General features: G+C 73.8%; 22 protein-coding genes. 14 read left to right on the top strand and 8 right to left on the bottom strand.

Annotation, left to right across the window (positions count from 1 at the left end):
• Window positions 1-86: 86 nt before the first annotated feature.
• Both ACFYNO_RS13230 and ACFYNO_RS13225 read left to right on the top strand, forming a co-directional pair.
• A complete protein-coding gene (locus ACFYNO_RS13230) occupies window positions 87-2,726 on the top strand; it encodes a TIM-barrel domain-containing protein (protein ID WP_388010172.1) in 2,640 nt (879 codons plus the stop codon).
• 204 nt (window positions 2,727-2,930) lie between these two features.
• Complete coding sequence (locus tag ACFYNO_RS13225; protein WP_388010169.1) at window positions 2,931-3,704, top strand: class I SAM-dependent methyltransferase; 774 nt, start codon at window positions 2,931-2,933, stop codon at window positions 3,702-3,704.
• A gap of 7 nt (window positions 3,705-3,711) precedes the next feature.
• Here ACFYNO_RS13225 and ACFYNO_RS13220 read toward each other — a convergent pair whose 3' ends face one another.
• Window positions 3,712-4,761, bottom strand: a complete 1,050-nt coding sequence (locus tag ACFYNO_RS13220) for a TIGR03617 family F420-dependent LLM class oxidoreductase (RefSeq protein WP_388010166.1) — start codon at window positions 4,759-4,761, stop codon at window positions 3,712-3,714.
• Window positions 4,762-5,138: 377 nt separating this feature from the next.
• Here ACFYNO_RS13220 and ACFYNO_RS13215 point away from each other — a divergent pair, with 377 nt between their 5' ends.
• Window positions 5,139-7,094, top strand: a complete 1,956-nt coding sequence (locus ACFYNO_RS13215) for a putative Ig domain-containing protein (protein ID WP_388010163.1) — start codon at window positions 5,139-5,141, stop codon at window positions 7,092-7,094.
• Window positions 7,095-7,485: 391 nt separating this feature from the next.
• Here ACFYNO_RS13215 and ACFYNO_RS13210 read toward each other — a convergent pair whose 3' ends face one another.
• Window positions 7,486-8,004, bottom strand: a complete 519-nt coding sequence (locus ACFYNO_RS13210; protein WP_388010160.1) for a histidine kinase — start codon at window positions 8,002-8,004, stop codon at window positions 7,486-7,488.
• A 188-nt stretch (window positions 8,005-8,192) separates the two neighbouring features.
• Here ACFYNO_RS13210 and lnt point away from each other — a divergent pair, with 188 nt between their 5' ends.
• Window positions 8,193-9,737 carry an apolipoprotein N-acyltransferase gene (gene lnt / locus ACFYNO_RS13205; RefSeq protein ID WP_388010157.1) on the top strand — a complete coding sequence of 515 codons (1,545 nt, stop codon included), beginning with the start codon at window positions 8,193-8,195 and terminating at the stop codon, window positions 9,735-9,737.
• Window positions 9,738-9,744: 7 nt separating this feature from the next.
• Here the strand turns inward: lnt and ligD are convergent, their stop codons facing one another.
• The gene (gene ligD / locus ACFYNO_RS13200; RefSeq protein ID WP_388010154.1) at window positions 9,745-10,752 is read right to left on the bottom strand and encodes a non-homologous end-joining DNA ligase; all 1,008 of its coding nucleotides are present in this window, start codon (window positions 10,750-10,752) and stop codon (window positions 9,745-9,747) included.
• Window positions 10,753-10,811: 59 nt separating this feature from the next.
• Between ligD and ACFYNO_RS13195 the strand changes: the two genes are divergently transcribed.
• From ACFYNO_RS13195 to ACFYNO_RS13170, 6 genes are all read left to right on the top strand, one after another.
• Entirely contained in the window at window positions 10,812-11,879 is a 1,068-nt protein-coding gene (locus ACFYNO_RS13195; protein ID WP_388010151.1) for an ATP-dependent DNA ligase, read from the top strand.
• Window positions 11,880-11,884: 5 nt separating this feature from the next.
• Complete coding sequence (locus tag ACFYNO_RS13190; protein ID WP_388010149.1) at window positions 11,885-12,109, top strand: DUF3040 domain-containing protein; 225 nt, start codon at window positions 11,885-11,887, stop codon at window positions 12,107-12,109.
• Between the two features lie 102 nt (window positions 12,110-12,211).
• On the top strand, window positions 12,212-12,706 hold the full coding sequence (locus tag ACFYNO_RS13185; protein ID WP_388010148.1) for a hemerythrin domain-containing protein: 495 nt from the start codon (window positions 12,212-12,214) through the stop codon (window positions 12,704-12,706).
• An 80-nt stretch (window positions 12,707-12,786) separates the two neighbouring features.
• Window positions 12,787-13,068 (top strand): DUF6158 family protein, encoded by a 282-nt coding sequence (locus ACFYNO_RS13180; RefSeq protein ID WP_388010145.1) that lies wholly within the window; start codon window positions 12,787-12,789, stop codon window positions 13,066-13,068.
• A 10-nt stretch (window positions 13,069-13,078) separates the two neighbouring features.
• Window positions 13,079-13,618 carry a TIGR03086 family protein gene (locus tag ACFYNO_RS13175; protein ID WP_388010142.1) on the top strand — a complete coding sequence of 180 codons (540 nt, stop codon included), beginning with the start codon at window positions 13,079-13,081 and terminating at the stop codon, window positions 13,616-13,618.
• Window positions 13,619-13,844: 226 nt separating this feature from the next.
• Entirely contained in the window at window positions 13,845-15,008 is a 1,164-nt protein-coding gene (locus tag ACFYNO_RS13170) for a hypothetical protein (protein ID WP_388010139.1), read from the top strand.
• 71 nt (window positions 15,009-15,079) lie between these two features.
• Here the strand turns inward: ACFYNO_RS13170 and ACFYNO_RS13165 are convergent, their stop codons facing one another.
• Together ACFYNO_RS13165 and argJ are read right to left on the bottom strand one after the other, a co-directional pair.
• Complete coding sequence (locus ACFYNO_RS13165; protein ID WP_388010136.1) at window positions 15,080-15,295, bottom strand: DUF2277 domain-containing protein; 216 nt, start codon at window positions 15,293-15,295, stop codon at window positions 15,080-15,082.
• Between the two features lie 38 nt (window positions 15,296-15,333).
• Window positions 15,334-16,488 carry a bifunctional glutamate N-acetyltransferase/amino-acid acetyltransferase ArgJ gene (gene argJ / locus ACFYNO_RS13160; protein WP_388010133.1) on the bottom strand — a complete coding sequence of 385 codons (1,155 nt, stop codon included), beginning with the start codon at window positions 16,486-16,488 and terminating at the stop codon, window positions 15,334-15,336.
• 91 nt (window positions 16,489-16,579) lie between these two features.
• On the opposite strand from argJ, the gene ACFYNO_RS13155 reads away from it, so the two are divergent.
• The 3 genes from ACFYNO_RS13155 to ACFYNO_RS13145 are packed head-to-tail and all read left to right on the top strand — an operon-like array spanning window position 16,580 to window position 19,313.
• Window positions 16,580-18,121, top strand: coding sequence for an ATP-dependent DNA ligase (locus ACFYNO_RS13155; RefSeq protein ID WP_388010130.1), 1,542 nt, complete (start codon window positions 16,580-16,582; stop codon window positions 18,119-18,121).
• Between the two features lie 56 nt (window positions 18,122-18,177).
• Window positions 18,178-18,828: an NAD(P)-dependent oxidoreductase gene (locus ACFYNO_RS13150; RefSeq protein WP_388010127.1), complete on the top strand. Its 651-nt coding sequence runs from the start codon at window positions 18,178-18,180 to the stop codon at window positions 18,826-18,828.
• Window positions 18,828-19,313, top strand: coding sequence for a MarR family winged helix-turn-helix transcriptional regulator (locus tag ACFYNO_RS13145; protein WP_388010124.1), 486 nt, complete (start codon window positions 18,828-18,830; stop codon window positions 19,311-19,313). Before ACFYNO_RS13150 ends, ACFYNO_RS13145 begins: the two co-directional genes overlap by 1 nt.
• Before the next feature lie 15 nt (window positions 19,314-19,328).
• Here the strand turns inward: ACFYNO_RS13145 and ACFYNO_RS13140 are convergent, their stop codons facing one another.
• The 3 genes from ACFYNO_RS13140 to ACFYNO_RS13130 form a co-directional block, all read right to left on the bottom strand.
• On the bottom strand, window positions 19,329-19,949 hold the full coding sequence (locus tag ACFYNO_RS13140; RefSeq protein WP_388010121.1) for a hypothetical protein: 621 nt from the start codon (window positions 19,947-19,949) through the stop codon (window positions 19,329-19,331).
• 78 nt (window positions 19,950-20,027) lie between these two features.
• Complete coding sequence (locus tag ACFYNO_RS13135; protein ID WP_388010118.1) at window positions 20,028-20,792, bottom strand: VOC family protein; 765 nt, start codon at window positions 20,790-20,792, stop codon at window positions 20,028-20,030.
• Between the two features lie 85 nt (window positions 20,793-20,877).
• Window positions 20,878-21,837 carry a helix-turn-helix transcriptional regulator gene (locus ACFYNO_RS13130; protein WP_388010115.1) on the bottom strand — a complete coding sequence of 320 codons (960 nt, stop codon included), beginning with the start codon at window positions 21,835-21,837 and terminating at the stop codon, window positions 20,878-20,880.
• A 95-nt stretch (window positions 21,838-21,932) separates the two neighbouring features.
• On the opposite strand from ACFYNO_RS13130, the gene ACFYNO_RS13125 reads away from it, so the two are divergent.
• Window positions 21,933-23,432 carry an MFS transporter gene (locus tag ACFYNO_RS13125; RefSeq protein ID WP_388010112.1) on the top strand — a complete coding sequence of 500 codons (1,500 nt, stop codon included), beginning with the start codon at window positions 21,933-21,935 and terminating at the stop codon, window positions 23,430-23,432.
• The last annotated feature ends 2 nt before the right edge of the window (window positions 23,433-23,434 follow it).

The raw sequence follows: 23,434 nt of genomic DNA, 5'->3' as shown, positions 1-23,434 counted from the left end.
TAGCCTCCCTGGGACGGTGGTCCTCATCAACTTCTCATCCAACCGGCCATGCCACTGTCATGATCACGCCATGAACCGGAGGCGACATGCGCACACCCTCGCTCCGCCGCTTACCCCTCGCCACCCTGACCGCCGTGCTCGCCGTGCTCTGCGCCCTGCTCGGCGGCCAACTGCCCGCCCGCGCCGCCACCCCGAGCGCCGGCACGCTCGCCCTCGACGGCAGCCACGCGCTGACCTGGCAGGGCCACACGTACACCAGCGGCTCGGTCCCCGACCCCGCGCACTGCCCGCCGCAGGCCCAGGACCCGGACGGCCGGACCTGCGACCGCTTCGACCTCACCGTCGACGTCCCGGCCGCCTACTGGCAGGGCAACCCGGACGGCGGCGTCCCGGTCGCCATCCAGTGGCCCGACCAGAACAACGACTTCGACCTCTACATCTACGACAGCGCCGGCCACGAGGTCGCCGAGAGCGCCGGCTCCGCCGACCCGGAGAGCACCGTGATCCCGAACGCCTCGGGCCTCTACCACGTGCTGGTCGTGCCGTACGCCGTCACCGACTCCGGCTACACCGCGACCGCGAGCCTGCCGAGCGCCACCACGGTCGGCCAGGCCACTGCCATCTCCCTTGCAGCCGACGGAAGTTATGCCGTTCAGGCTGGCGCGGCCACAGCCCGGATTGACTTCACCTCCGCCGACGTCTTCCGCCTGCAGCTCGCCCCCGAGGGCTCCTTCACCGACCCGGCGGGCCGCGAGATCATCCCTGACCCTCCGTCAACCTCAAAGGACACCAGGGAGGTCGACGCCGGTGACCACTGGTCCGTCAGCACCTCCGACCTCACCCTGCGGATCTACAAGAACCCGCTGCGGTTCGCCCTCTACCGCGCCGACGACCGCACCCTGCTCTGGCAGGAGACCCGCGGCCTGACCTGGACCGCCGACGCGATGCAGCAGACCCTCTCCCGCGGCCCGCAGGAGCAGTTCTACGGCGCCGGCGAGCAGAACGGCAGCTTCTCGCACCGCGACCAGACCGTGCACGTGGCCAACAGCTTCGACTGGAACGAGGGCGGCTACAACAACTCCCAGCCCTTCTACCTCTCCTCGAACGGCTACGGGGTGCTCCGCGACACCTTCGCCCCGGGCGTCTACAGCTTCGGCGACCCGGTCCGCACCTCGGCCCAGGAGCACCGGTTCGACGGCTGGTTCATGGCCAGCCCGCACACCCCGGACCTCAAGTCGCTGATCGGCGAGTACACCGACCTGGTCGGCAAGCCCTTCATGCCCCCGGTCTACGGCCTGGAGCCCGGCGACTCGGACTGCTACCTGCACAACGCCAACCGCGGCGAGCGGCACACCCTGGACGCGCTCAAGGTGGCCGACGGGTACACCCAGAACCAGGACCCGCTCGGCTGGATGCTGGTCAACGACGGCTACGGCTGCGGTTACCAGGACCTGCAGCAGACCGGCCAGGGCCTGCGCGACCGGCACGCCCAGCTCGGCCTGTGGACCTCCACCGGCCTGCCGAACCAGGGCCAGGAGGTCCAAGCGGGCGTCCGGGTCCGCAAGTTGGACGTCGCCTGGGTCGGCCCCGGCTACCAGTTCGCGCTGGACGGCTGCACCCAGGCCAAGCAGGGCATCGAGCAGAACAGCGACGCCCGCGGCTTCGTCTGGCTGCCGGTCTCCTGGGCCGGCGCGCAGCGCTGCGGGGTGCTCTGGAGCGGTGACCAGACCGGCAGTTACGACTACGTGCGGTGGCAGATCCCGACCTACGCCGGCGCCACCATGTCCGGCATCGCCTACGACACCGGCGACGTGGGCGGCATCTTCGGCAGCGACCCGCAGGTGGAGACCCGCGACCTGGAGTGGAAGACCTTCGTCCCGGCCATCATGACCATGGACGGCTGGGCGGCGAGCGACAAGCAGCCCTGGCGGTTCGGCGAGCCCTACACCTCGGTCAACACCAAGTACCTGCAGCTCAAGGAGCGGCTGCTGCCGTACTTCTACACGCTGGCCGCGCAGGCGCACAGCACCGGCGTCGGCGCGGTGCGCCCGCTGGTGCTGGAGTACCCGAACGACCCCAACGCCTGGGGCGACGCCGCCAAGTACGAGTTCCTCAGCGGCGACAGCTTCCTGGTCGCGCCGGTCTACGACGCCTCCCGGACCCGCGACGGCATCTACCTGCCGGCCGGCACCTGGACGGACTACTGGACCGGCAGGACCTATCAGGGCCCGACCACCATCAACGGCTACCAGGCCCCGCTGGACACCCTGCCGCTCTTCGTCAAGGCCGGTGCGGTGGTGCCGATGTGGGCGCAGGGCACGCTCTCCTGGCAGACCCGCAACACCGCCGAACTGGACTACGACGTCTACGCCCAGGGCGACTCCGCGTTCAGCCTCTACGAGGACGACGGGACCACCCGGGCCTACCAGAACGGCGCCAGCGCCACCCAGCAGGTGACGGTGCACGCCGCCGGCCACGGCCACGGCGCCACCGAGATCACCGTGGGCCCGAGCACCGGCTCCTACACCGGCAAGCCGGCCGCCCGGTCCTATGGGTTCTCGATCCACGTCGGCGCCCAGCCCGCCGTGGTGCTGCTCGACCACCGGCCGCTGCCCGCCTCCTCCTGGAGCTGGGACCAGGCCACCGGCACCGTCCACCTGACCACCCCGCCCGAGTCCACCGGCAGCGGCTTCTCCCTCCTGCTCGCGGGCGCGGGCGGCATCTGAGCCCCGCCGCACCACACCGGCCCGGTCCGCGCAGCTGCGCGGGCCGGGCCGGGTCCGTTCGCCAGGCGAGGCAGGACTCCCCGGAGGTAAAGGACTCCCCAGATGTAAGAACCCCTGATCCCCCTTGCCACTTACCTGCTGATGCGCCAGAGTAGGTAATACCTGCTGACCGAGCAGAGTCCTTACGCAATCAGGGGGACACCCATGACCACCACCAGCACCCAGGCCGCCGACCGCGCCTACTGGAACGCCTGGCAGCGCAGTTGGGACCGCCAGCAGGGCTGGTACCTGCCGGACCGCGAGGAGCGGTTCCGGGTGATGCTCGACCTGGTCGAGGCCGTCGGTGGCCCGCAGGCCCGGGTGCTCGACCTGGCCTGTGGCACCGGCAGCATCAGCGAGCGGCTGCTGGGCCGGCTGCCGGGCGCCCGCAGCGTCGGCGTCGACCTGGACCCTGCCCTGCTGGCCATCGCCGGGGGCCACTTCGCCGGGGACGACCGGTTCACCCTGGTCACCGCCGACCTGCGCGACCCCGACTGGGCCGCCGCCCTGCCCGAGGGCCAGTTCGACACGGTGGTCACGGCCACCGCGCTGCACTGGCTGGGCACCGAGGACCTGCTGCGGCTCTACCGCGACCTGGCCGGCCTGCTCCGCCCGGGCGGCGTCTTCCTCAACGCCGACCACTGCCCGCAGCCCGCCACCCCGCTGCTGAACGAGGCCGCACAGGCCGTCCACCAGCGGCACCGGGAGACCGAGTCGGCGGCCGGCGTGCCGGACTGGGCCGAGTGGTGGCGGATCGCGGCGGCCGACCCCCGGCTGGCCGAGGTGGTGGCCGCCCGCAGCGCCGCCTACCGCGACCACCAGGACGGCGAGATCCACACCACCGAGTGGCAGTTGGAGCAGCTGGTCGCCGCCGGGTTCGGCGAGGCCGGGCTCGCCTGGCGGTCGGTCACCGACGCGATGACCGCCGCGATCCGCTGATGCTCCGTCAGTTCTGCTGGATCGACCGCAGTTCGGCCAGCACGTCCAATAGCGGCCCCGGGTCCGCCTGTTCCGGTCCGCTGACCGAGAGCCGGTCCACCAGGCCGGCGTAGCGGCGGTGCAGCTCGCGCGCCACCGCCGCCGGCTCGCCGGCCACCGCGAAGGCGTCGAAGACCTCGCCGTCGATCAGCTCGGCCATCTCCGCCCACCGGCCGCGCACCGACATCCGGTGCAGCTGCTCGTGCAACTCGCCCCAGCCGTGGGCGTCCAGCACGGCCCGGTAGGCGGGGGTGGAGGCGTAGAAGGCGATCCGCTCGGCCACCCCGCGCCGGTTCGCGGCCAGCTCCTCCTCGGTGCGGCCGGTGGCGGTCAACACGTTGCCCACCACCTGGAACGGCCGGCCGGTCCAACTCGCCTTTTCCGCCTCCGCCTTGGCGCGGGCGGCGCGGACCCGGGGCAGCACCGCGCCGCGCAGGTGGGCGACCGAGGTGAAGGGGTGGCAGATCAGGCCGTCGGCGACCGCGCCGGCGGCCTCGGTCATCAGCGGCCCGACCCCCGCCAGCAGGATCGGCGGGGCGCCCGGTGCGACCGGGCCGGGCGCGAAGGCCGGGGTCATCAGCGTGTGGGTGTAGAACTCGCCGCGGAAGGCCAGCCGTTCACCGGTCTGCCAGCTGTGCCAGATCGCCCGCACCGCCGCCACGTACTCGCGCATCCGGGCGGCCGGCCGGTCCCAGGGCATCCCGAACCGCCGCACCACGTGCGGCTTCACCTGCGAGCCCAGCCCGATCACCGCGCGGCCGCCGCAGGCCTCGTGCAGCCCCCAGGCCTGATAGGCCAGCGCCATCGGGGTCCGGGCGAAGGCGATCGCCACGCCGGTGGCCAGCTCGATCCGCTCGGTCCGCTCCGCCACCCGCATCAGCTGGAGGAAGGGGTCGTGGGTGGTCTCCGAGATCGCGAACCGGTCCAGCCCCCGGCGCTCCGCCTCGGCCGCCAACTCCGGTGCGGCGGCCGGGTGTCCGGTGGCGGCGACGTCCAGGCTCAGGGGTCGGGGGGTCATCGGTCTCCTTCTGACAGGTGCATTCTGGCCGTTCGGCCTGAAATACCCCGCCGCTAAATTGCTCGAGTACTTCTCGATCGGCAAAAACTGTATTCCGACCGGGATTCAGTGAATTGCTACGCGCGTCATGTTCAACTGCCCCACGTCTCCCACCTGCGGAAACACCAATCGCTCGAGTTCCTTTGCGTACCCCGTTGACCTTCGTTAACCCACTCTGCTTTGCTTCACCACCAGCAGGCAGTTGTGGTGATGCACAGTCAAGTCATCCGATCCCACTCCCGCCTTGCCCGGACACCGCCGTCCTTTCCCCCACAAGGGACCAGTCCCGTGCACCCCAATGCACGGGCGGTCGGTCACGAGAGAGGCTCCCACACCTCATGGGTCACTCGCCCACCACGCGCCGCGCCAAGACCGCGTCGCTCACCGGCATAGCGGCACTGGCGCTCGCCGCCGCCGGTCTTTCCGTCTTCTCCGCCCCGGCGCAGGCTGCCTCCCCGGCCGCCCCCGCCGTCTCGGGCCAGGCCCACCACGGCGCCGCCGCCGTCGCGGGCTCTCCGGTCCACAACGAGTTCAACCCGTACAGCCCCTCGATCAACGCCAGCAAGATGCCGGGCGTGAAGCAGTACGAGGCGCAGCGCCGCCAGCAGCTCGCCGGCCAGGCCCGGGCTGCCGCGACCGGCCAGGAGACCCTCTCCTACGGCGGTGGCGTGGACGGCATCGGCGTGCAGAGCGGCCACTCCAAGGTCTACCTGGTCTTCTACGGCACCCAGTGGGGTACCCAGACCACCGACGCCAACGGCAACGCCAAGTTCTCCGGCGACTCGGCCGGCGCGGCGGGCGCCACCCAGCAGATGTTCAAGGGCATCGGCACCAACGGCGAGACCTGGTCCGCCGACCTGACCCAGTGGTGCGACGGCCCGAACGTGGCCTCCGGCGCCACCAGTTGCCCGAGCAACGCCAACTTCATCCCGTACCAGGCCGGTGGCGTGCTCTCCGGCGTCTGGTACGACAACTCGGCCGCCTCGCCGTCCGCCGCGACCGGCAACCAGCTGGCCCAGGAGGCGATCAACGCCGCCGGCCACTTCGGCAACACCACGGCCGCCGCCAACCGCGACGCCTACTACATCATCCTGTCGCCCCACGGCACCGACCCGGACGGCTACCAGGACCCGAACACCGGCTACTGCGCCTGGCACGACTGGAACGGCGACACCACCCTCACCGGCGGTGCGGCGAACTCGCCCTACGGCGACATCGCCTTCTCGAACCAGCCGTACAACATCGACCAGGGTGCCAACTGCGGCGTCGGCTTCGTCAACTCGCCCGGCACGCTTGATGGTTACACGATGACCCTCGGCCACGAGTGGCACGAGATGATGTCGGACCAGAACCCGGCGGGCGGCTGGACCAACCACGTCTCGGGCAGCTCCTACAACGGCCAGGAGAACTCCGACGAGTGCGCCTGGCTGAAGCCCGGCACCACCGGCGGCGCCGCGATGGTCAACTTCGGCTCCTTCGGCTCCTACGCCGAGCAGGCCAGCTGGTCGAACGACACCAACTCCTGCGCCATCACCCACGCCATCCTGACCCACGGCAGCACCGGCAACACGGTGACCGTGACCAACCCGGGCAGCCAGAGCGGCACCGTCGGCACCCCGGCCAGCCTGCAGATCAAGGGCAGTGACTCGGCCTCCGGCCAGACCCTGACCTACACGGCCACCGGCCTGCCGGCCGGCCTGTCGATCAGCTCCAGCGGCCTGATCTCCGGCACCCCGACCACCGCGGGCACCTCCAGCGTCACCGTGACCGCCAAGGACACCACCGGCGCCACCGGCTCCACCACCTTCAGCTGGACCGAGGCCGGCTCGGGCGGCGGCGGCACCTGCACCGGCGGCCAGCTGCTCGCCAACTCCGGCTTCGAGAGCGGCAGCACCGGCTGGACCACCTCCTCCGGCGTGATCGACAACTCGACCAGCGAGCCCGCCCACAGCGGCTCCTACAAGGCCTGGCTGGACGGCTACGGCAGCACCCACACCGACACCCTGTCGCAGACCGTCACCATCCCGGCCGGCTGCAAGGCCAGCTTCAGCTTCTGGCTGCACATCGACACCGCCGAGACCGGCAGCACCGCCTACGACAAGCTGACCGTCCAGGCCAACTCCACCACCCTGGCGACCTACAGCAACGTCAACGCCGCCACCGGCTACGTGCAGAAGACCTTCGACCTGTCGAGCTTCGCGGGCCAGACCGTGACCCTGAAGTTCACCGGCACCGAGGACTCCTCGCAGCAGACCAGCTTCGTGATCGACGACACCGCCCTGAACGCCTCCTGACGCTCAGCCGGTACAGCAGAACCGGAGGGCCGTGGCTGCTGCCACGGCCCTCCGGCCTTTCCGCGTCCCGGGGAAGGGAAGTCCCGGAAGGGAGGTCCCAGGGGTTGCCGACACCGAATCTGTCGGGGTGTCGGCACCGGCAACCCCTGCTCCGGTGGGCTGAGCCGACCCTCAACGGCCGCCCACCTCCGCCGTCCGGCGAGGCCCGGGCCGCTCAGCGTCGAGCCGCCCGATAGCCGGCCTCGCACCGGCGGAAGTCCGCACCGCCCTCACACCTGTGGGCGGAACAGCGAGAACATTAGAACAGTTTCCATCAGAAGTCATCGCCGATCCCCGGTGACGCGTTCGAACCTGTTGACTTCTGCTGGCCGACAAGGGCTGCCCCGGCCCGCTAGAGCTCCCCGCGCTCCGCCCGGGCCGCCTCCTCCGCCGCGGTGTCCGCCGCCCTCACCTCGGCCTCCACCTCCGAGGCCGGGCGGCGCAGCAGCCTGCCGCCGTGCGCGGCCGCGAGCCGGTCGGCGGGCGCCGGGTCGTGCTCGTTCACCTCGACGATCAGCATGGCGTGCCCCTCCGCCAGGTCCTTGCTGTAGACCAGCAGCCCCTCCGCCCCCGCCTGGAACTGCTTCAGCTCGGCCGCGCCGCCGATCACGGTGCCCGCGCTCCAGCCGAGCAGCGCGCCGACCGGCCCGGCGAACAGGCCCAGCAGCCCGCCGACGATGCCGGTGGCCACGGTGGGCCGCCCGGCGCCGTGCACCCAGCTCTCGGGGGTCTCCAGGAGCCCTTCGTCCGACCTGGTCAGCACGGCCGCCTGCCGTGCCCCGGGCAGTTCCTTGGCCTCCCGGTACGCCGCCTCGGCCGCCGTGCGGTCGTCGAAGGTGATGAAGAGCATGCTGTCGATCGCCTCGGCCATGACCGGTGTGCCGTCCTCTCCGCGCGGGCCAGTTGCTCGCACCGTACGGCGTGCGCCGGGCCCGGGCGAGCCGACCCGCCACCACTCGGCCCAATCGCCCCGGACACTCCACGGTCCTCTCACGACACGTGCGGTCGAATTCGGTCCGCGTCATGGTGCAGTGCGCTCCGGAAGCGGACAATCGGCGCATGTCGCTCCGTGCCGCGCTCTCGCATCCCGTCCGGTACGGCTCGCTGGGTGCGGGCATGCTGCCGGTGGTGGCCTTCCCCTCGCTCGACCTGGAGTGGCTGGCCTGGGTCGCCCTCGTCCCCGGGCTGCTGCTGATGCAGCGGGCGCCGCGGGCCCGGGAGGCGGTGGTGCGCGGCTGGTGGTTCGGCGCGGGCTTCGTGCTGGCGGCGATGTACTGGCTGGTCCCGACGGTGGGGCCCGGGCTGCTGCTGATCGCGGTGCTCTTCGGCGCGCTGCAGGGCGCGGTCGGCCTGGCGGTCTGGTCGCTGCTGCGGCCCCCGATCACGGCGCGCCGGGCGCTGGCGGCGCTGGTGGTGGTGCCCGCCGTCTGGGTGGTCACCGAGTTCGCCCGCTCCTGGCAGGCGCTCGGCGGGCCGTGGGCGCTGCTCGGTGCCACCCAGTGGCGCCGGCCCACCCAGCTGGCGCTGGCCTCGGTGGGCGGGATCTGGCTGGTCAGCGCGGCCGTGGTGGCCGTCAACACGGCGGTGCTGATCGCCCTGCTGGCCGAACGCACGGTGCTGCGGGCCTGCGCGGTCTGGGCGGGCGCCGCGGTGCTGGCGGCCGGCCCGGTGGTCTTCGCGCTCTCGGCCGCCCCGGCCACCGCCCGCACCGCCACCGTGGCCCTGGTGCAGCCCGGCGGGACCCCGGCGGGCGCGGTCCGGGTGGACGCGGCCACCGCGATCACCCGGCAGCTGCCCGGCGCGCCCGACCTGATCGTCTGGGGCGAGTCCAGCATCACCACCGACCTGGCCCGGGACCCGGCCACCCTGGCCCGGCTGCGCGCGCTCTCCGCGGCGGCCGGCACCGACCTGCTGGTCAACGAGGACGCCCGCAAGGCCGACGGCCACATCTCCAAGGACGCGGTGCTGATCGACCCGTCCGGCATCGAGGGCCGCTACGCCAAGATGCGCCTGGTGCCGTTCGGCGAGTACATCCCGTTCCGCGGCCAGCTGGGCTGGCTGACCCGGATCAGCAAGGCGGCCGACCAGAACCGCACCCCCGGCACCGCCTTCCACCTCTTCGCCCCGCCCGACCGCGGCGGCCGGCCGCTGCCCACGGGCGTGCTGATCTGCTTCGAGTCGGCCTTCCCCGACCTCTCCAGGACCGCCGCCCGGCAGGGCGCCCAGCTGCTGGTCTACCAGTCGGCCACCTCGACCTTCCAGGACACCTGGGCGCCGGACCAGCACGCCTCGCTGGCGGCGGTCCGGGCCGCCGAGACCGGGCGGCCCGCGGTGCAGGCGGCGCTCACCGGCGACTCGGTGGCCTTCGACGCCCAGGGCCGCCAACTGGCCCGGCTGGACACCGCCCACACCGGCGCGCTGACCGTCCGGCTGGCGCTGCCCGCGCCCGGCTACCTGACCTGGTACGACCGGATCGGCGACGTGGTGCCGTGGACGGCGCTCGCCGTCACCCTGGCCGCCGCCGCGGCCGGTCTGCGGGGAGCCCGCCGCCGCCCGCCGGCCGAACTGCCGGAGCCCGCCGAGCCCAGGGCCGCCACGCTCTGACGGCCGCTCACTCCTTCTTCGCCCGGCTCGGCTGCACCCGGGGCGGCTCGCCCGGCGCCTTCGGGTGGTCGGGCGGGTAGGGCAGCTCGCCCAGGCCGTGCTCGTGCTCCTGGCGGTCCGCCAGCTCCAGCACCGACTCCAGCCCGAAGGCGTGCTCGGCCATCGACGCGTTGGGGTCGCCGACCTCGGCCAGCCGGGCGGGCACGGTCCGCAGCGTGAAGTCCAGCGGGGCGACCTCGTCCAGTTCCTCCCAGTGCAGCGGGGTGGAGGCGGTGGCCTGCGGACGGGCCCGCAGCGAGTAGGCGGAGGCGATGGTGCGGTCCCGGGCCATCTGGTTGTAGTCGACGAAGACCCTGGCCCCGCGCTCCTCCTTCCACCAGTTGGTGGTCACCTGTTCGGGCATCCGGTGCTCCAGCGCCCGGCCCAGCGCGATGGCGCAGCGGCGCACCTCGGCGAAGGTCCAGTCCGGCCGGATCGGCACGTAGACGTGCAGGCCGCGCCCGCCGGAGGTCTTCGGCCAGCCGCGCAGCCCGTGCTCGGCCAGCACCTCGCGCAGCTGGTGGGCGGCGCGCACCGCGTCGGCGAAGTCGGTGCCGGGCTGCGGGTCCAGGTCGATCCGCAGCTCGTCGGGGTGGTCGGTGTCGGCGCGGCGGACCGGCCAGGGGTGGAAGGTGAGGCTGCCCAGGTTGGCGGCCCAGAGCACGGCGGCCGGCTCGCCGGGGCAGATCTCGTCGGCGTGCCGGCCGCTGGGGAAGGAGATCCGGGCCGTCGGCAGCCACTCGGGCGTGTTCTTGGGTGCCCGCTTCTGGTAGAAGAAGTCGCCCTCCACACCGTCCACGAACCGCTGCAGCGTGGTCGGCCGGTCCCGCAGCCCGCGCAGCGCCGCCTCGGCCACGGCCTGGTAGTACCGGGCCACGTCCAACTTCGTGTAGCCGGGCTCCGGGTAGTAGACCTTGCCCGGGTTGGAGATCCTGACCAGTCGCCCCCCGGCTTCCAGTTCCACCGATTCCGCCATGCCACCCACGCTAAGTCTCCGCGCTGCGACCTGCTCGCGGGTGACGCACCATCAGTGGCATGGACCTTCCCGTGATGCCGCCGGTCGAGCCGATGCTGGCCAAGGCGGTCGCCGCGATCCCCGAGGGCATGCACTACGAGGCCAAGTGGGACGGCTTCCGGGCGATCGTCTTCCGCGACGGCGCGGAGGTGGAGCTGGCCAGCCGCACCGGCAAGTCGCTGGCCCGCTACTTCCCCGAACTGCTGGACGCGCTCCGCGCCGAGCTGCCGCCGCGCTGCGTGCTGGACGGCGAGATCGTGCTCGCGCACGACGGGCGGCTGCACTTCGAGGAGCTCCAGGAGCGGATCCACCCGGCCGCCTCCCGGGTGCGCAAGCTGGCCGTGGAGAGCCCGGCCAGCTTCATCGCCTTCGACCTGCTGGCGCTCGACGACCGTTCGCTGCTGGAGCGGCCGCTGGCCGAGCGGCGGGCGGAGCTGGTCGAGGCGCTGGCCGGCGCGGGCCCCTGGGTGCACCTGGCGCCGGCCACCACCGACCGGGCGCTGGCCGAGGTCTGGTTCACCCGGTTCGAGGGCGCGGGGCTGGACGGGGTGATGGCCAAGCCGCTGGACCAGCCGTACCGGCCCGGGGTGCGCTCGATGTTCAAGGTCAAGCACGGCCGGACCGCCGACTGCGTGGTGGCCGGGTACCGCGAGCACAAGGACGGCCAGGGCGTCGGCTCGCTGCTGCTGGGGCTGCACGACGCGGCGGGCGTGCTGCAGCACGTCGGCGTCTGCTCCTCCTTCACGGCGGCCCGGCGGCGCGAGCTGGCCGGGGAGCTGGCCCCGCTGGTGATGGCCGACCCCGCCGGCCACCCCTGGGCCGCCTGGACCGACGAGGCCGCCCACGAGACCGGCCGGCTGCCCGGTGCGCCGAGCCGCTGGAGCGGCGGCAAGGACGCCCGCTGGGTGGCGCTCCGCCCTGAGCGGGTCTGCGAGGTCGCGTACGATCACATGGAAGGAACCCGGTTCCGGCACACCACCCGCTTCCAGCGCTGGCGCCCGGACCGCGCACCGGCGAGCTGCGACTACACCCAGCTGGAGGAGCCGGTCGGCTACGACCTGGCCGAGCTGCTGCAGGGCCGGAGGTGAGCGTGATGACCCTCTCCCGACGGGACCTGCGCGAGATCCGGCGCCTGGAGGCCCGGCTGGCCGCCGAGAACCCCGAGCTGGCCCGCCGCTTCGACCAGTGGCGGCGCAGCCGCGACCGGGTCGCCGAGGCCGCCGCGCTGGCCGCCGGCCGCGACCCCGACCAGGGCCCCGCCACCCGCCTGCGCCGCCTCTGGCGCGAGGTGCTGCGCGGCCGGATCCCGCTGCCCTGAGCAGGGCGTGCCACCCGATCGGCGGCGCCGATCCGTCCGCCCGACCGGTCGGTTTGGCACCATCGGAGTCAGGGGCACTGCGGGCCGAGAGGTGTGGTGCGGATGTCCACCGACGCGATCGTGCTGTTGAAGCAGGAGCACAAGGAGCTGCTGCGGCTCTTCAAGGAGTTCCGCGCGGCCGACCCGGCGGACCGGGCCGGGCGCGCCGACGCGGCCCAGCACATCGTGCACGACCTCACCATCCACTCCTACCTGGTCGACGAGGTGCTGCACCCGGCCGTCAGCGCGCTGCTGCGGGACCCGGCGCACCCGGCGGTGCTCGGCTTCCAGGACCACCGGGCGATCGACCGGCTCTGCGAGGAGGTCGCCGACCGCGGGCCGGCCGATCCGGGCTTCGACACCGGCATGGCCGCGCTGCTGACCGCCGCGGTGCGGCAGATGGAGCGGGAGGAGCGGGACTGGTTCCCGCTGCTGCGGGCCGCGCTGCGGCGCAAGGACCTGCAGGACATCGGCCTGCGGCTGCTGGCCGTCAAGGAGACCGCGCCGCGCCATCCGCCCGGCCCGGTTTCCGACGCCCCGCAGGGGGCACCGGGCTGATGGGGGGCGACGTTGCCAGCAGCCGGACCGCCGGTCCGGAACAGACCGATACCGAACCGACAGCAGCGGAGGCACCCGCCATGCGATTGACCGCCAACCCGGACGGCGCCACCGAGGGCGTCGCAGCGACCGAGCTGACCCCCGAACGGCTGCTGCACGAGCTGGAGCAGCTGCACCGCACCCGGCACGAGACCTTCCTCTACGGCTCCGACGACGCCCTGCGCCGGCACACCGAGCGCTCCGCCGAGCTGGAGGCCGAGTACCTGCGCCGGTTCCCGACCCGGCTGGTCACGGCCGGGCGGACCCGCTCCGGCGCCCGGGCCCGGGAGACCGCGGCCCGGATCGAGGCGACGCCGAGCTGAGGACGCACCGATGACCAGGAGTACGGACGGCGGGCTGCGCGAGCTCTACGACGAGGCGGTGGCCTCCTTCGGCCGCCGGGTCGCGGGCGTGGCGGCGAACCAGTGGGCGGCGCCGGCCCACGGCGGCACGGTGCGCGAGCTGGTCGCCGGGCTGGCCGGCGCGCAGGCGCGGGCGGCCGCGCTGCTGGGCGGCGCGGCCGTCGCGCCGAGCGGCGATCCGGCGGCGGACTGGGCCGCGGCCGCGGCGGCCGCCCGCTCGGCCCTGGCGGCGCCCGGGGCGCTGGCCCGCGAGGTGCCGATGGACGGGGCCGCCGTCACCGCCGCCGAGTACGCGGCGCGGCTGACCGTCTGCCTGACCGTCGCCATCTGGGACCTGGCGCACGCCACCGGGCAGGACGACCACCTGGCGCCCGAGCTGGTCGGCTTCGCGCTGCGCCGGGTCGCGCCGGAGGACCAGCCGGTGCCCGCGGACCCGCAGCGCCGGCTGCTCGACCTGCTCGGCCGACCGGCCATCAGGCGTGCGGCGGTCGACCCCGAGGTCACCGGCTGACGCCAGGTCAGCCGGGCTCGGCAGCGCGCCCCGGAGGGTCGTTTCCACACGTCCGACTTCCCGTCACTCATCGCTGCGCGCAATGGACGCCCCGGCCCTGTGATGCCGCCGGGGCGTCCGCTATCGTCACCGCTCTCTATGGAAATCCCTGGTGCGACCGCTAGACGGTCCTCACCGAGGGGGTGCGCGTCCGACACCGGACACCTACTCAGGGAGCAGCGAAGAAGTGCACCACCGCATACGACGCCGGGTCCTTCCGGCACTGACGGCGGCCGGCCTGGCCGCCGTCGCGGCTCCTCTGGCCCTGGCGGGCACCGCCCAGGCCCACGAGTCCGACAACCGCTGCGACGACGTGGCGATCTCCTACTCCGTCGACAACGGCAAGACCTGGACCGAGAGCGGCCGGATGGCCAACCCGGTCGGCAAGGTCATCGTCAAGCTGAACGACGAGGACGTCCAGAAGGGCTGCGACTACCCGATCTCGCTGGCGGCCTACGAGACCGAGGGCCCGACCTGGAAGACCTCGGGCACCCAGACGCTGGTGGGCTTCGCGACCGCGACGCTGAACTCCAAGCACCACCAGGTCACCCTGGACCTCGGCGACAAGCTGCCGAAGTGCTACGGGCAGATCGACCTCTACAACAGCAGCCGGAAGTTCGAGGGCGCCGACGCCCCGCACTACCCGCACGCGGTCTTCGGCTCGGACAGCGACCAGCCGCTGATCTCGGCCTGGAACGGCGGCAAGGCGTGCACGCCGACGCCGTCCCCGACCCCGTCGGCCTCCGCCTCGGTCATCCCGAGCGGCAAGCCCTCGACCTCGGCCTCGCCGTCCGCCTCGGCCTCGCCGTCGACCTCCGCGTCGCCGTCCGAGTCCGCGAAGCCCTCGGCCTCCGCCTCGCCGTCGACCTCGGCCTCGCCCAGCGAGTCGGCCAAGCCGTCGACCTCGGCCTCGCCGTCGACCTCCGCCTCGCCGTCCGGGTCCGCGAAGCCCTCCGCCTCGCCCAGCGAGTCGGTGCAGCCGTCGGAGTCCGCGAAGCCGTCCGCCTCCGCGTCGGCCTCGACGTCGGCCTCGCCCTCGAGCAGCGCTTCGACCAGCGCCTCGCCGTCGGCCTCGGCGAGCGGCAGCTCCACCCCGTCGGCCGCCACCTCGGCCTCGGCCCCCGCGCCGACCCCGAGCAGCGAGGTGACCCCGTCGGGCACCACCTCCGTCACCACCGATGAGCCGGTCGGCTCGCCGGGCATCAAGCCGGCTTCGACCACTCCGGCCAGCCTGGCCTACACCGGCACCGACGGCACCGCGATCACCGCGACCGCCGTCGGCGGCGGCGTGCTGCTGGCGGTCGGCGCCGGAGCCGTCGTGCTGACCCGTCGCCGGGCCGCCCACCGCTGAACCCGGGCAGCGCGGTAGAGCGCCCGTGGCACCGGTCCCGGTGCCACGGGCGTTCCGCGTTCCCGCGTCCGTCAGCTGCCGGAGCCGCGCACCTCGAGGCCGGCCAGCAGGGTCGCCGTGGCAGCCGCGACGGCGACCACCGCCTGCTCGAAGACCTCCCGGTTGTGCGCGGCCGGGGCCCGGAAGCCGGACACCTTGCGGACGTACTGCAGGGCGGCGGCCTCGATGTCCGCCTCGGTCACCTCGGGCTCCATGGGCGGGCGCAGGGTCTTGATGCTTCGGCACATGCGTCCAGTCTGGCACCGCCCGCCGACAGCCGGCCGGGTCAGCTGGTGTAGCCGGCGTTCAGCTCCACGTAGCCGGCGGTGAGGTCGCAGCCGTAGACGGTGAACCGCTCCTCCCCCAGGCCCAGGTCGATGCCGATCACCACCTCGTCCCCGCTCAGGTAGGCGCGCAGCCGCTCCAGCACCGACTCGTCCGCCTCGGCCGGGTAGACCTCCAGCTCGCCGTAGCCGATGGTGATCAGCGCCGGGTCCAGCGCCGGGTCGTCCACCTTGCCGACGGCCATCGCGACCCGGCCCCAGTTGGGGTCGGCGCCGTGCACCGAGGTCTTCACCAGCGGCGAGTTGACCACCGCCTTGCCCACCCGCTTGGCCTGCGCGGCGCTGCCGGCACCGGTGACCCGCACCTCGACCAGCTTGCCCGCGCCCTCGCCGTCCGAGGCGATCTCCCGGACCAGGGCGAGCGCGGCCCGCTCCAGCACCCGTTCGAACCCGGCCGGATCCACCGGGCCGGCCAGGCCATTGGCGAAGATCGCGGCGGTGTCGCTGGTGGAGGTGTCGGTGTCGATGCTGAGCGCGTTGAAGCTGCGGTCGACCACCCGGCGGAAGACCGCGTCCAGCTCGGCGGGGTCGATCGCGGCGTCGGTGAAGAAGAAGGTGAGCAGGGTGGCCATGTCCGGCTCGATCATGCCGACGCCCTTGGCGATCCCGACCAGCACGGCGTCGCCGCAGGTCAGCCGGATGGTCTTGGGGCGGGTGTCGGTGGTCATGATGGCCCGGGCGGCGGCGTCGAAGTCGGCGGGCGCCTGCGGCTCCCCGAGCGCGGCCAGGCCGGTGCGGATCGCGTCCATCGGGTAGCGGCGGCCGATCACCCCGGTGGAGGCGACCAGCAGCTGCTCGGGCTCGACGCCGGCGAGTTCGGCGGCCAGCCGGCGCAGCTCGGCCGCGTCGGCGGCGCCGGCCGTTCCGGTGGCCACGTTGGCGTTGCGGGAGACCACCACCACGCCCCGGGCGTCCCGGCGGTCGGCGGTGGCCCGGTTGAGCAGCACGCTCGGTCCGGCGAACCGGGACTTGGTGTAGACGGCGGCCGAGACGGTCGGCGCCTCGGAGACCACCAGCGCGAAGTCCTGCGCGCCGTCCTCCTTCAGACCCAGGTGGGCGGTGCGCGAACGGAACCCGGCGGGCAGCGGCTGGTCCATGGAAACTCCCCCAGTTGACGGATAGTTATGCCGATTCTCGCATACTTAGACAGGAGTCGCGCCGGAGCACCGCTAGGGCGAGCATGAGGGCATGCTGCTGGCCGAACTCGCCAGGACCTCGCGCGAGGTCGCCGCCGCCTCCGCGCGCTCCCGCAAGACCGAACTGCTGGCCGCGCTCTTCCGGGCCGTCGAGCCCGCCGAGGCGCCCGTGGTGATCACCTACCTGGCCGGCCGGCTGCCGCAGCGCCGGATCGGTGTCGGCTGGAGCAGCCTTGCCGATCCCGTTCCACCCGCCGTGGAGCCCGGCTTGACGGTGGGCCAGGTGCACGCGGCGCTGGACGAGCTGGCGGCGGTGCGCGGCGCGGGGGCCCAGGCCCGGCGGCGCGAGCTGCTGGTCCGGCTGCTCGGCGCGGCCACCGCCGAGGAGCAGGAGTTCCTGGTCCGGCTGATCGGCGGCGAGGTGCGCCAGGGCGCGCTGGACGCGGCGGCGGTGGACGCGCTGGCGGTGGCCGGGGGCGCCGATCCGGCCGACCTGCGGCGGGCGGTGATGCTCGGCGGCTCGCTGGGCGCGGTGGCCGAGCGGCTGCTGGCCGAGGGCCCGGGCGCGCTGGCCGACTTCCGGCTGACGGTGGGCCGGCCGGTGCTGCCGATGCTGGCCCAGAGCGCCAGGTCGGTCGAGGAGGCGCTGGACCGGCTGGGGCCCTGCGTGCTGGACGAGAAGCTGGACGGCATCCGGATCCAGGTGCACCGGGACGGCCCCGAGGTGCGGGTCTTCACCCGGACGCTGGACGAGATCACCGGCCGGCTGCCCGAGGTGGTCGCCGCCGCGCTGGCGCTGCCGGCCGGGCGGGCGGTGCTGGACGGCGAGCTGGTCGCGCTGGACCCGGCCGGGCGGCCGCGCCCGTTCCAGCAGACGGCGGGCCGGGTCGGCTCCCGGCTGGACGTGCCGGGGGCCAGCGGGGCGGTGCCGCTCACCCCGGTCTTCTTCGACCTGCTCGCGCTGGACGGGCGCGACCTGCTGGAGCGGCCGACCGCCGAACGGCACGCCGAGCTGGCCCGGCTGGTGCCCGCGGAGCTGCTGGTGCGTCGGCTGCTGGTGGACGGTCCCGGGCGGCGGGCGGAAGCCGCCGCGTTCGCCGCGGCGGCGCTGGAGCGCGGCCAGGAGGGCGTGGTGGCCAAGGCGCTGGACGCGCCCTACACGGCCGGCCGGCGCGGCAGCGCCTGGCTGAAGGTCAAACCGGTGCACACCCTGGACCTGGTGGTGCTGGGCGCCGAGTGGGGTCACGGGCGGCGGGCCGGGCGGCTCTCCAACCTGCACCTGGGGGCCCGGGAGCCGGCCGACGGCTCCTTCGTGATGCTCGGCAAGACCTTCAAGGGGCTGACCGACCAGCTGCTGGAGTGGCAGACCGGACGGCTCTCCGAGCTGGCAGTGGAGCGGCCGCCGTGGGGTGTGCGGGTGCGGCCGGAGCTGGTGGTGGAGGTCGCCTTCGACGGGGTGCAGCGCTCCACCCGCTACCCGGCGGGCGTGACGCTGCGGTTCGCCCGGGTGCTGCGCTACCGGCCGGACAAGGCCGCCGGGGAGGCGGACACGGTCGATACCGTCAGAGATTTTCTGCCCGGGGGAAATATCTGATCAGTCAGGTACTGTTGAGTCAGGTAACACCCCGTACCTAGGAGAGGACCGCCGAGATGTCCACCATCGCCGTCTTCGGTGCCAACGGCACCATCGGAAGCCGCATCGTCCGCGAGGCGCTGAACCGCGGCCACCAGGTCACCGCCGTGGTCCGCGACCCGGCCAAGGTCACCGAGCAGCACCCGGCGCTGACCGTGACCGCCGGTGACGTGCTCGACCCGGCCTCCGTCGCCAAGGTCGCCGCCGGCCAGGACGTGCTGGTCAGCGCGGTCGGCGGCGGCGACGGCCCGGGCCACCTGGCCACCATCGAGCCCTCCGCCCGCTCCCTGGTGGCCGGGCTGCGCGAGCTCGGCGCGGGCGCGCCGCGGCTGATCGCGGTCGGCGGCGCCGGGTCGCTGCGCACCCCCGACGGCAAGCAGGTCTGGGACGCCGAGGGCCTGCCGGACTGGCTGCTGCAGATCATGCACGCGCACGGCGACGCGCTCGACTTCTACCGCACGGTCGACGACGTCGACTGGACCAACCTCAGCCCGGCCGGCCTCATCGCGCCCGGCGAGCGCACCGGCGACTACCGCACCGGCGGCGAGGAGCTGGTGATCGGCGCGGACGGCGAGAGCCGGATCAGCGCCGAGGACTACGCGGTCGCCCTGCTGGACGAGATCGAGCGCCCCGCCCACCGCGGCCACCGCTTCACCTGCGGCTACTGATGGCCGGGCCGCAGCCCGGGGCCGGCCGGCCCACCGAGGATCCCCGGATCCGCGCGGCCGGGGTGCTCTTCCACACCTCCGCGCTGCTGGAGCGGTTCCTGGGCGCGGCCATCCAGCGCGAGGCCGGGATCAGCCACTCGGTCTTCGAGGTGCTGCTGATCCTGGCCGACCAGCCGCAGGGCACGCCGGTCGGGGCGCTCTGCGAGCGGCTGGTGCTGACCAGCGGCGGGGCGACCCGGCTGGTGGACCGGATGGTGGAGGCTGAGCTGGTCACCCGCAAGCCCTCGCCGCAGGACCGCCGGGTGCAGCTGGTGCTGCTCACCGGGCGGGGCGAGGAGACGCTGCGGCTGGCCGCGGCCGCGCACACCGCCGAGCTGGACCGGCTGCTGGGCGCCGCGCTCGAACCGGCGGAGGCGGCCGCGATGACCAGGGCGCTGGACCGGCTGGGGCAGCGGCTGCGGACGGAGCTGCCGCCGCTGCGCTGACGGGCGATCAGCCGGTCAGCGCCGCGCCCGGCCGGACCAGTGCGGTTCGACGGCGGCCCAGCCGGCCGCCCAGTACCGCTCGGTGCGCCGCCGCAGCAGCCGGCCGTAGAGGCCGAAGAGGGCGAGCGCCGCCGCGCTGAGCACCAGCCAGCCGGCGGCGCCGGTGCCGAGCGAGAGCAGCACCAGCCAGGGGGTGCCCTGCGGCGGGTCGGAGAGCCGGCCGCCGTCGTCCACCCAGAGCTGGATGGTGGAGCCGGTGCGGGCCGGGACGGGCAGGTCCACCCGGCCCTGCATCAGGTGGAAGGCCGGGTAGGTCCAGCGCACCGTGACCAGCTCGCCGACCCGGAACCGGGTGACCACGGCACCGGCCTCTTGGTGCACCGGGCCGAGCACCTCGGCGTCCACCAGGTGCGCCCGGTGCGCCTCGGCCCTGGCCCGGTCGGGGGCGGCGGACACCCCTTGGCCGGCCACCGCGCAGCCGAACAGCACCGCGGCCAGCAGGCCGAGCAGGAGCAGCAGCCGGGCCCGGCTGCGCGCCCGGTCGACCGGGCGCCAGAACGGCCCGCGGGCCCGGAAGGCACCGCGCAGCAGCGTGCGTATCTCGTACTCGGACGCGGAACGGGAGCCAGGCCGCACCCCCACCCCTCCCCTTCGACGCCGAACCGACCGTCCGACGATAGCCCAGGGGCGGCGCAGGCCGGAAAGGGGTTTCGGCTACCCCTCGGTACCCGCCAGGTACACGCCGAAGGAGGCGCCCTGAAGGTCCCTCAGCACCGCGATCCGCGGGCCGCCCGGCACGTCCGCCGGACCCATCACGCGCTCGGCGCCGTGCCCGACCGCCTTGTGGACGGTGGCGTCCACGTCCGCGACCGAGAAGTACGGCAGCCAGTGCGGCGGCACCTCCGGCGGCAGCGACTCGTCCAGCCGCGCCATCCCGCCGAAGTCCGCACCGCCCAGGCCCCACTGCGTGTAGTACTCGCTCGGCGAGACGCTCCAGCCGAACACCCGCGGGTAGAACGCGGTGCACGCGGCCACGTCCCGGGTGTGCAGCTCCACCCAGCCCAGCGAGTTCGGGCGGTTGACCACCGCGGCGCCCCGGAAGTCCTTCGGCTCCCAGATCGAGAAGACCGCCCCGGCCGGGTCGGCGCAGACCGCGAACCGGCCCAGCTCGAAGACGTCCATCGGCCCGAGTTGCACCGTGCCCCCGGCCTCGCGCACCTGGTCGGCCATTCCGTCGGCGGAGGCCACCTGGAAGGAGACCAGCCACGCCGTCGGCCTCCCCTCCTGGTACTGCGGCGCCAGGGCGGCCACCGGCCCGTCCGCCAGCGACAGCATCGTGTAGCCGCCGGCCTCCGGCCGCGGGTCGGTCTCGGCCCGCCACCCGAACAGCCCGGTGTAGAAGGTGGTGGCCGAGGCCGCGTCGCTGGTGGACAGCTCCACCCAGCACGGCCCGTTGACGACCAGCTCGTCGTTCTTCATCCCTGATGCTCCCTCAGCCCGGCCCCGTTCGGTTCGGGACTCTAGCCCCGCCCGCCGACAGCCACCCGCGACCCACCGGGCGAGCTCACCGGGGCTCGCCCGCGCGGGTCAGCCGGGCGCCCATTTCGCGCAGGTGCTCGGCGAGTTCGGGGGGCTGCTCGACCTTGAAGTCGCAGCCGAGGGAGAGCAGCCGGAAGGCCAGCCAGTCCGCCGTCTCGGCGGCGGTGCGGGCCCGGCAGCGCTGGGCGTCGACGGGTTCGAGCTCGACCGGGGCGTGGCCGAGGCGGCGCCGGGCCTCCGCCAGCGGGAGGTCGAGCAGGACCACGGCGCGGACCGTGGCGGCGCGCAGCCGCAGGCTGCGCTCGACGTAGGCGGCGGCGTCGGGGGCGGGCAGCTCGCGCTCGGGGACCCGGACGCCGGTGGGCCGCGGGTCGGCCAGGCGGTCGACCCGGAAGGTGCGCCAGTCCTCGCGGTCGTTGTCGAAGGCGACCAGGTACCAGCGCCGCCCGGTGGCGACCAGCCGGTGCGGCTCGACCAGCCGGCGGCTGCGCGCGCCGTCGCCCGCCTGGTAGCCGAACCGGACCCGCTCGCGGCCGGCCACCGCGCCGGCCAGCACGCTCAGCACGTCGGGGTCGACCGGGTCGCCGCCGCCGGCGAGCGGCACCGTGGCGCCGGAGATGGTGGTCACCCGGTGCCGCAGCCTGGACGGCAGCACCTGCTCCAGCTTGGCCAGCGCCCGCACCGAGGCGTCCTCCACCCCGGCGACCGCACTGCTGGCCGCCCCGCGCAGGCCGACCGCCATCGCCACCGCCTCCTCGTCGTCCAGCAGCAGCGGCGGCATCGCCTTGCCCGCCGCCAGCCGGTAGCCGCCCTCGGAGCCGCGGCTCGCCTGCACCGGGTAGCCGAGTTCGCGCAGCCGGTCGATGTCGCGCCGGATGGTGCGCCCGGTGACCCCGAGCCGGTCGGCCAGTTCACTTCCCGGCCATTCGCGCGACCGCTGCAGTAGTGAGAGCAGGGTCAGCAGTCGTGCTGAGGTGTCGGCCATGCTTCCAGCATGGCCGAGGATCAGGACAGGATCTGTCCTATAGGACCTCTAGTGTGACGGAAGTGCCGAACAGACGACCGATTCGAGAGGCCGCCATGACCACCGCTCTGTCCGACTCCCCGCCCGCCTCCGACCGGAGACGGTGGATCGCCCTGGCGATCGTGATGACGGCCTCGTTCATGGACCTGGTGGACGTCACCATCGTCAACGTGGCCGTGCCGAGCATCCAGCGCGACCTGCACGCCTCGTTCAGCGCGATCCAGTGGGTGACCGGCGGCTACGCGCTGGCCTTCGCGATCGGCCTGATCACCGGCGGGCGGCTCGGCGACATCTACGGCCGCAAGCGGATCTTCCTGATCGGCGTCACCGGCTTCACCCTGGCCTCCGTGCTCTGCGGCCTGGCCGACGGGCCGACGATGCTGGTGGCCACCCGGGTGCTGCAGGGCGCGACCGCGGCGCTGATGGTGCCCCAGGTGCTGGCGATCATCCACGCCACCTTCCCCGCCGAGGAGCGCGGCAAGGTGTTCGGCATGTTCGGCGCGGTGGTCGGCCTCGGCGCGGTCAGCGGGCCGCTGCTGGGCGCGCTGCTCACCGAGTGGAACCTGGCCGGCCTGGAGTGGCGGCCGATCTTCCTGATCAACCTGCCGGTCGGCATCGCCGGCCTGCTGCTCGGCCGCCGGTTCATCGACGAGTCCAAGGCCCCGCACAGCCTCCGGCTCGACCTGGTCGGCGTGGCGCTCGGCGCGCTCGGCCTGCTGATGCTGCTCTACCCGCTGACCCAGGGCCGGGAGTCGCACTGGCCGCTCTGGGGCTTCGTCTCGATGGTGCTGAGCGTGCCGGTGCTGGTCGGCTTCGTGTACTGGGAGCGGGTCAAGACCCGGCGGGACGGCTCGCCGCTGGTGGAGCTCTCGCTCTTCCGGGTGCGCAGCTTCGCGGCCGGCCTGGGCGTGCAGCTGGTCTTCGGCGTGGTGCTGGGCATCTTCTTCCTGGTCTGGACCCTCTACATGCAGCTCGGCCTCGGCTGGAGCCCGCTGCGGGCCGGTCTGACCGGCATCCCGTTCTCGATCGCGGTCTCGCTGGCCGCCGGGCTCTCGGTGCAACAGCTGGTGCCGCGGTTCGGCCGCAAGGTGCTGCAGGCCGGCGCGCTGGTGATGGCGCTGGGCATGGTGATCTACGTCTGGGAGGACAGCCGCTACGGCGCCGGCATCCACTCCTGGCAGATGGCGCTGCCGCTGGCGGTGATGGGGCTCGGCATGGGCCTGATCGTGGCACCGCTGACCGACGCTGTGCTGGCCGAGGTGCCCAAGTCGGAGGCCGGTTCCGCCTCCGGCCTGCTCAACACCACCCAGCAGCTGGGCAACGCGCTCGGCCTCGGCCTGGTCTCGGTGGTCTTCTTCCCGGTGGTGGACTCGGCCCGCCCGGGTTCCCCGATCGCCCTGGTCTTCGGCCACGCCTTCCGGCACACCCTCAGCTGGCTGATGGCCGGCCTGGCGGTGGCGCTGCTGCTGATGTTCGCGCTGCCCCGCAAGGCCGCGCCCGCGCCGGAGTCCGCCGAGCCGGCCCCCGCCGGCCTGGTCACCGAGCCGGTCGGCTGACC

The organism is Kitasatospora sp. NPDC006697 (assembly GCF_042869935.1).
Classification (GTDB): domain Bacteria; phylum Actinomycetota; class Actinomycetes; order Streptomycetales; family Streptomycetaceae; genus Kitasatospora.
Note: the sequence above shows the minus strand (reverse complement) of the source record. Positions and strands in the feature narration are given on the sequence as shown.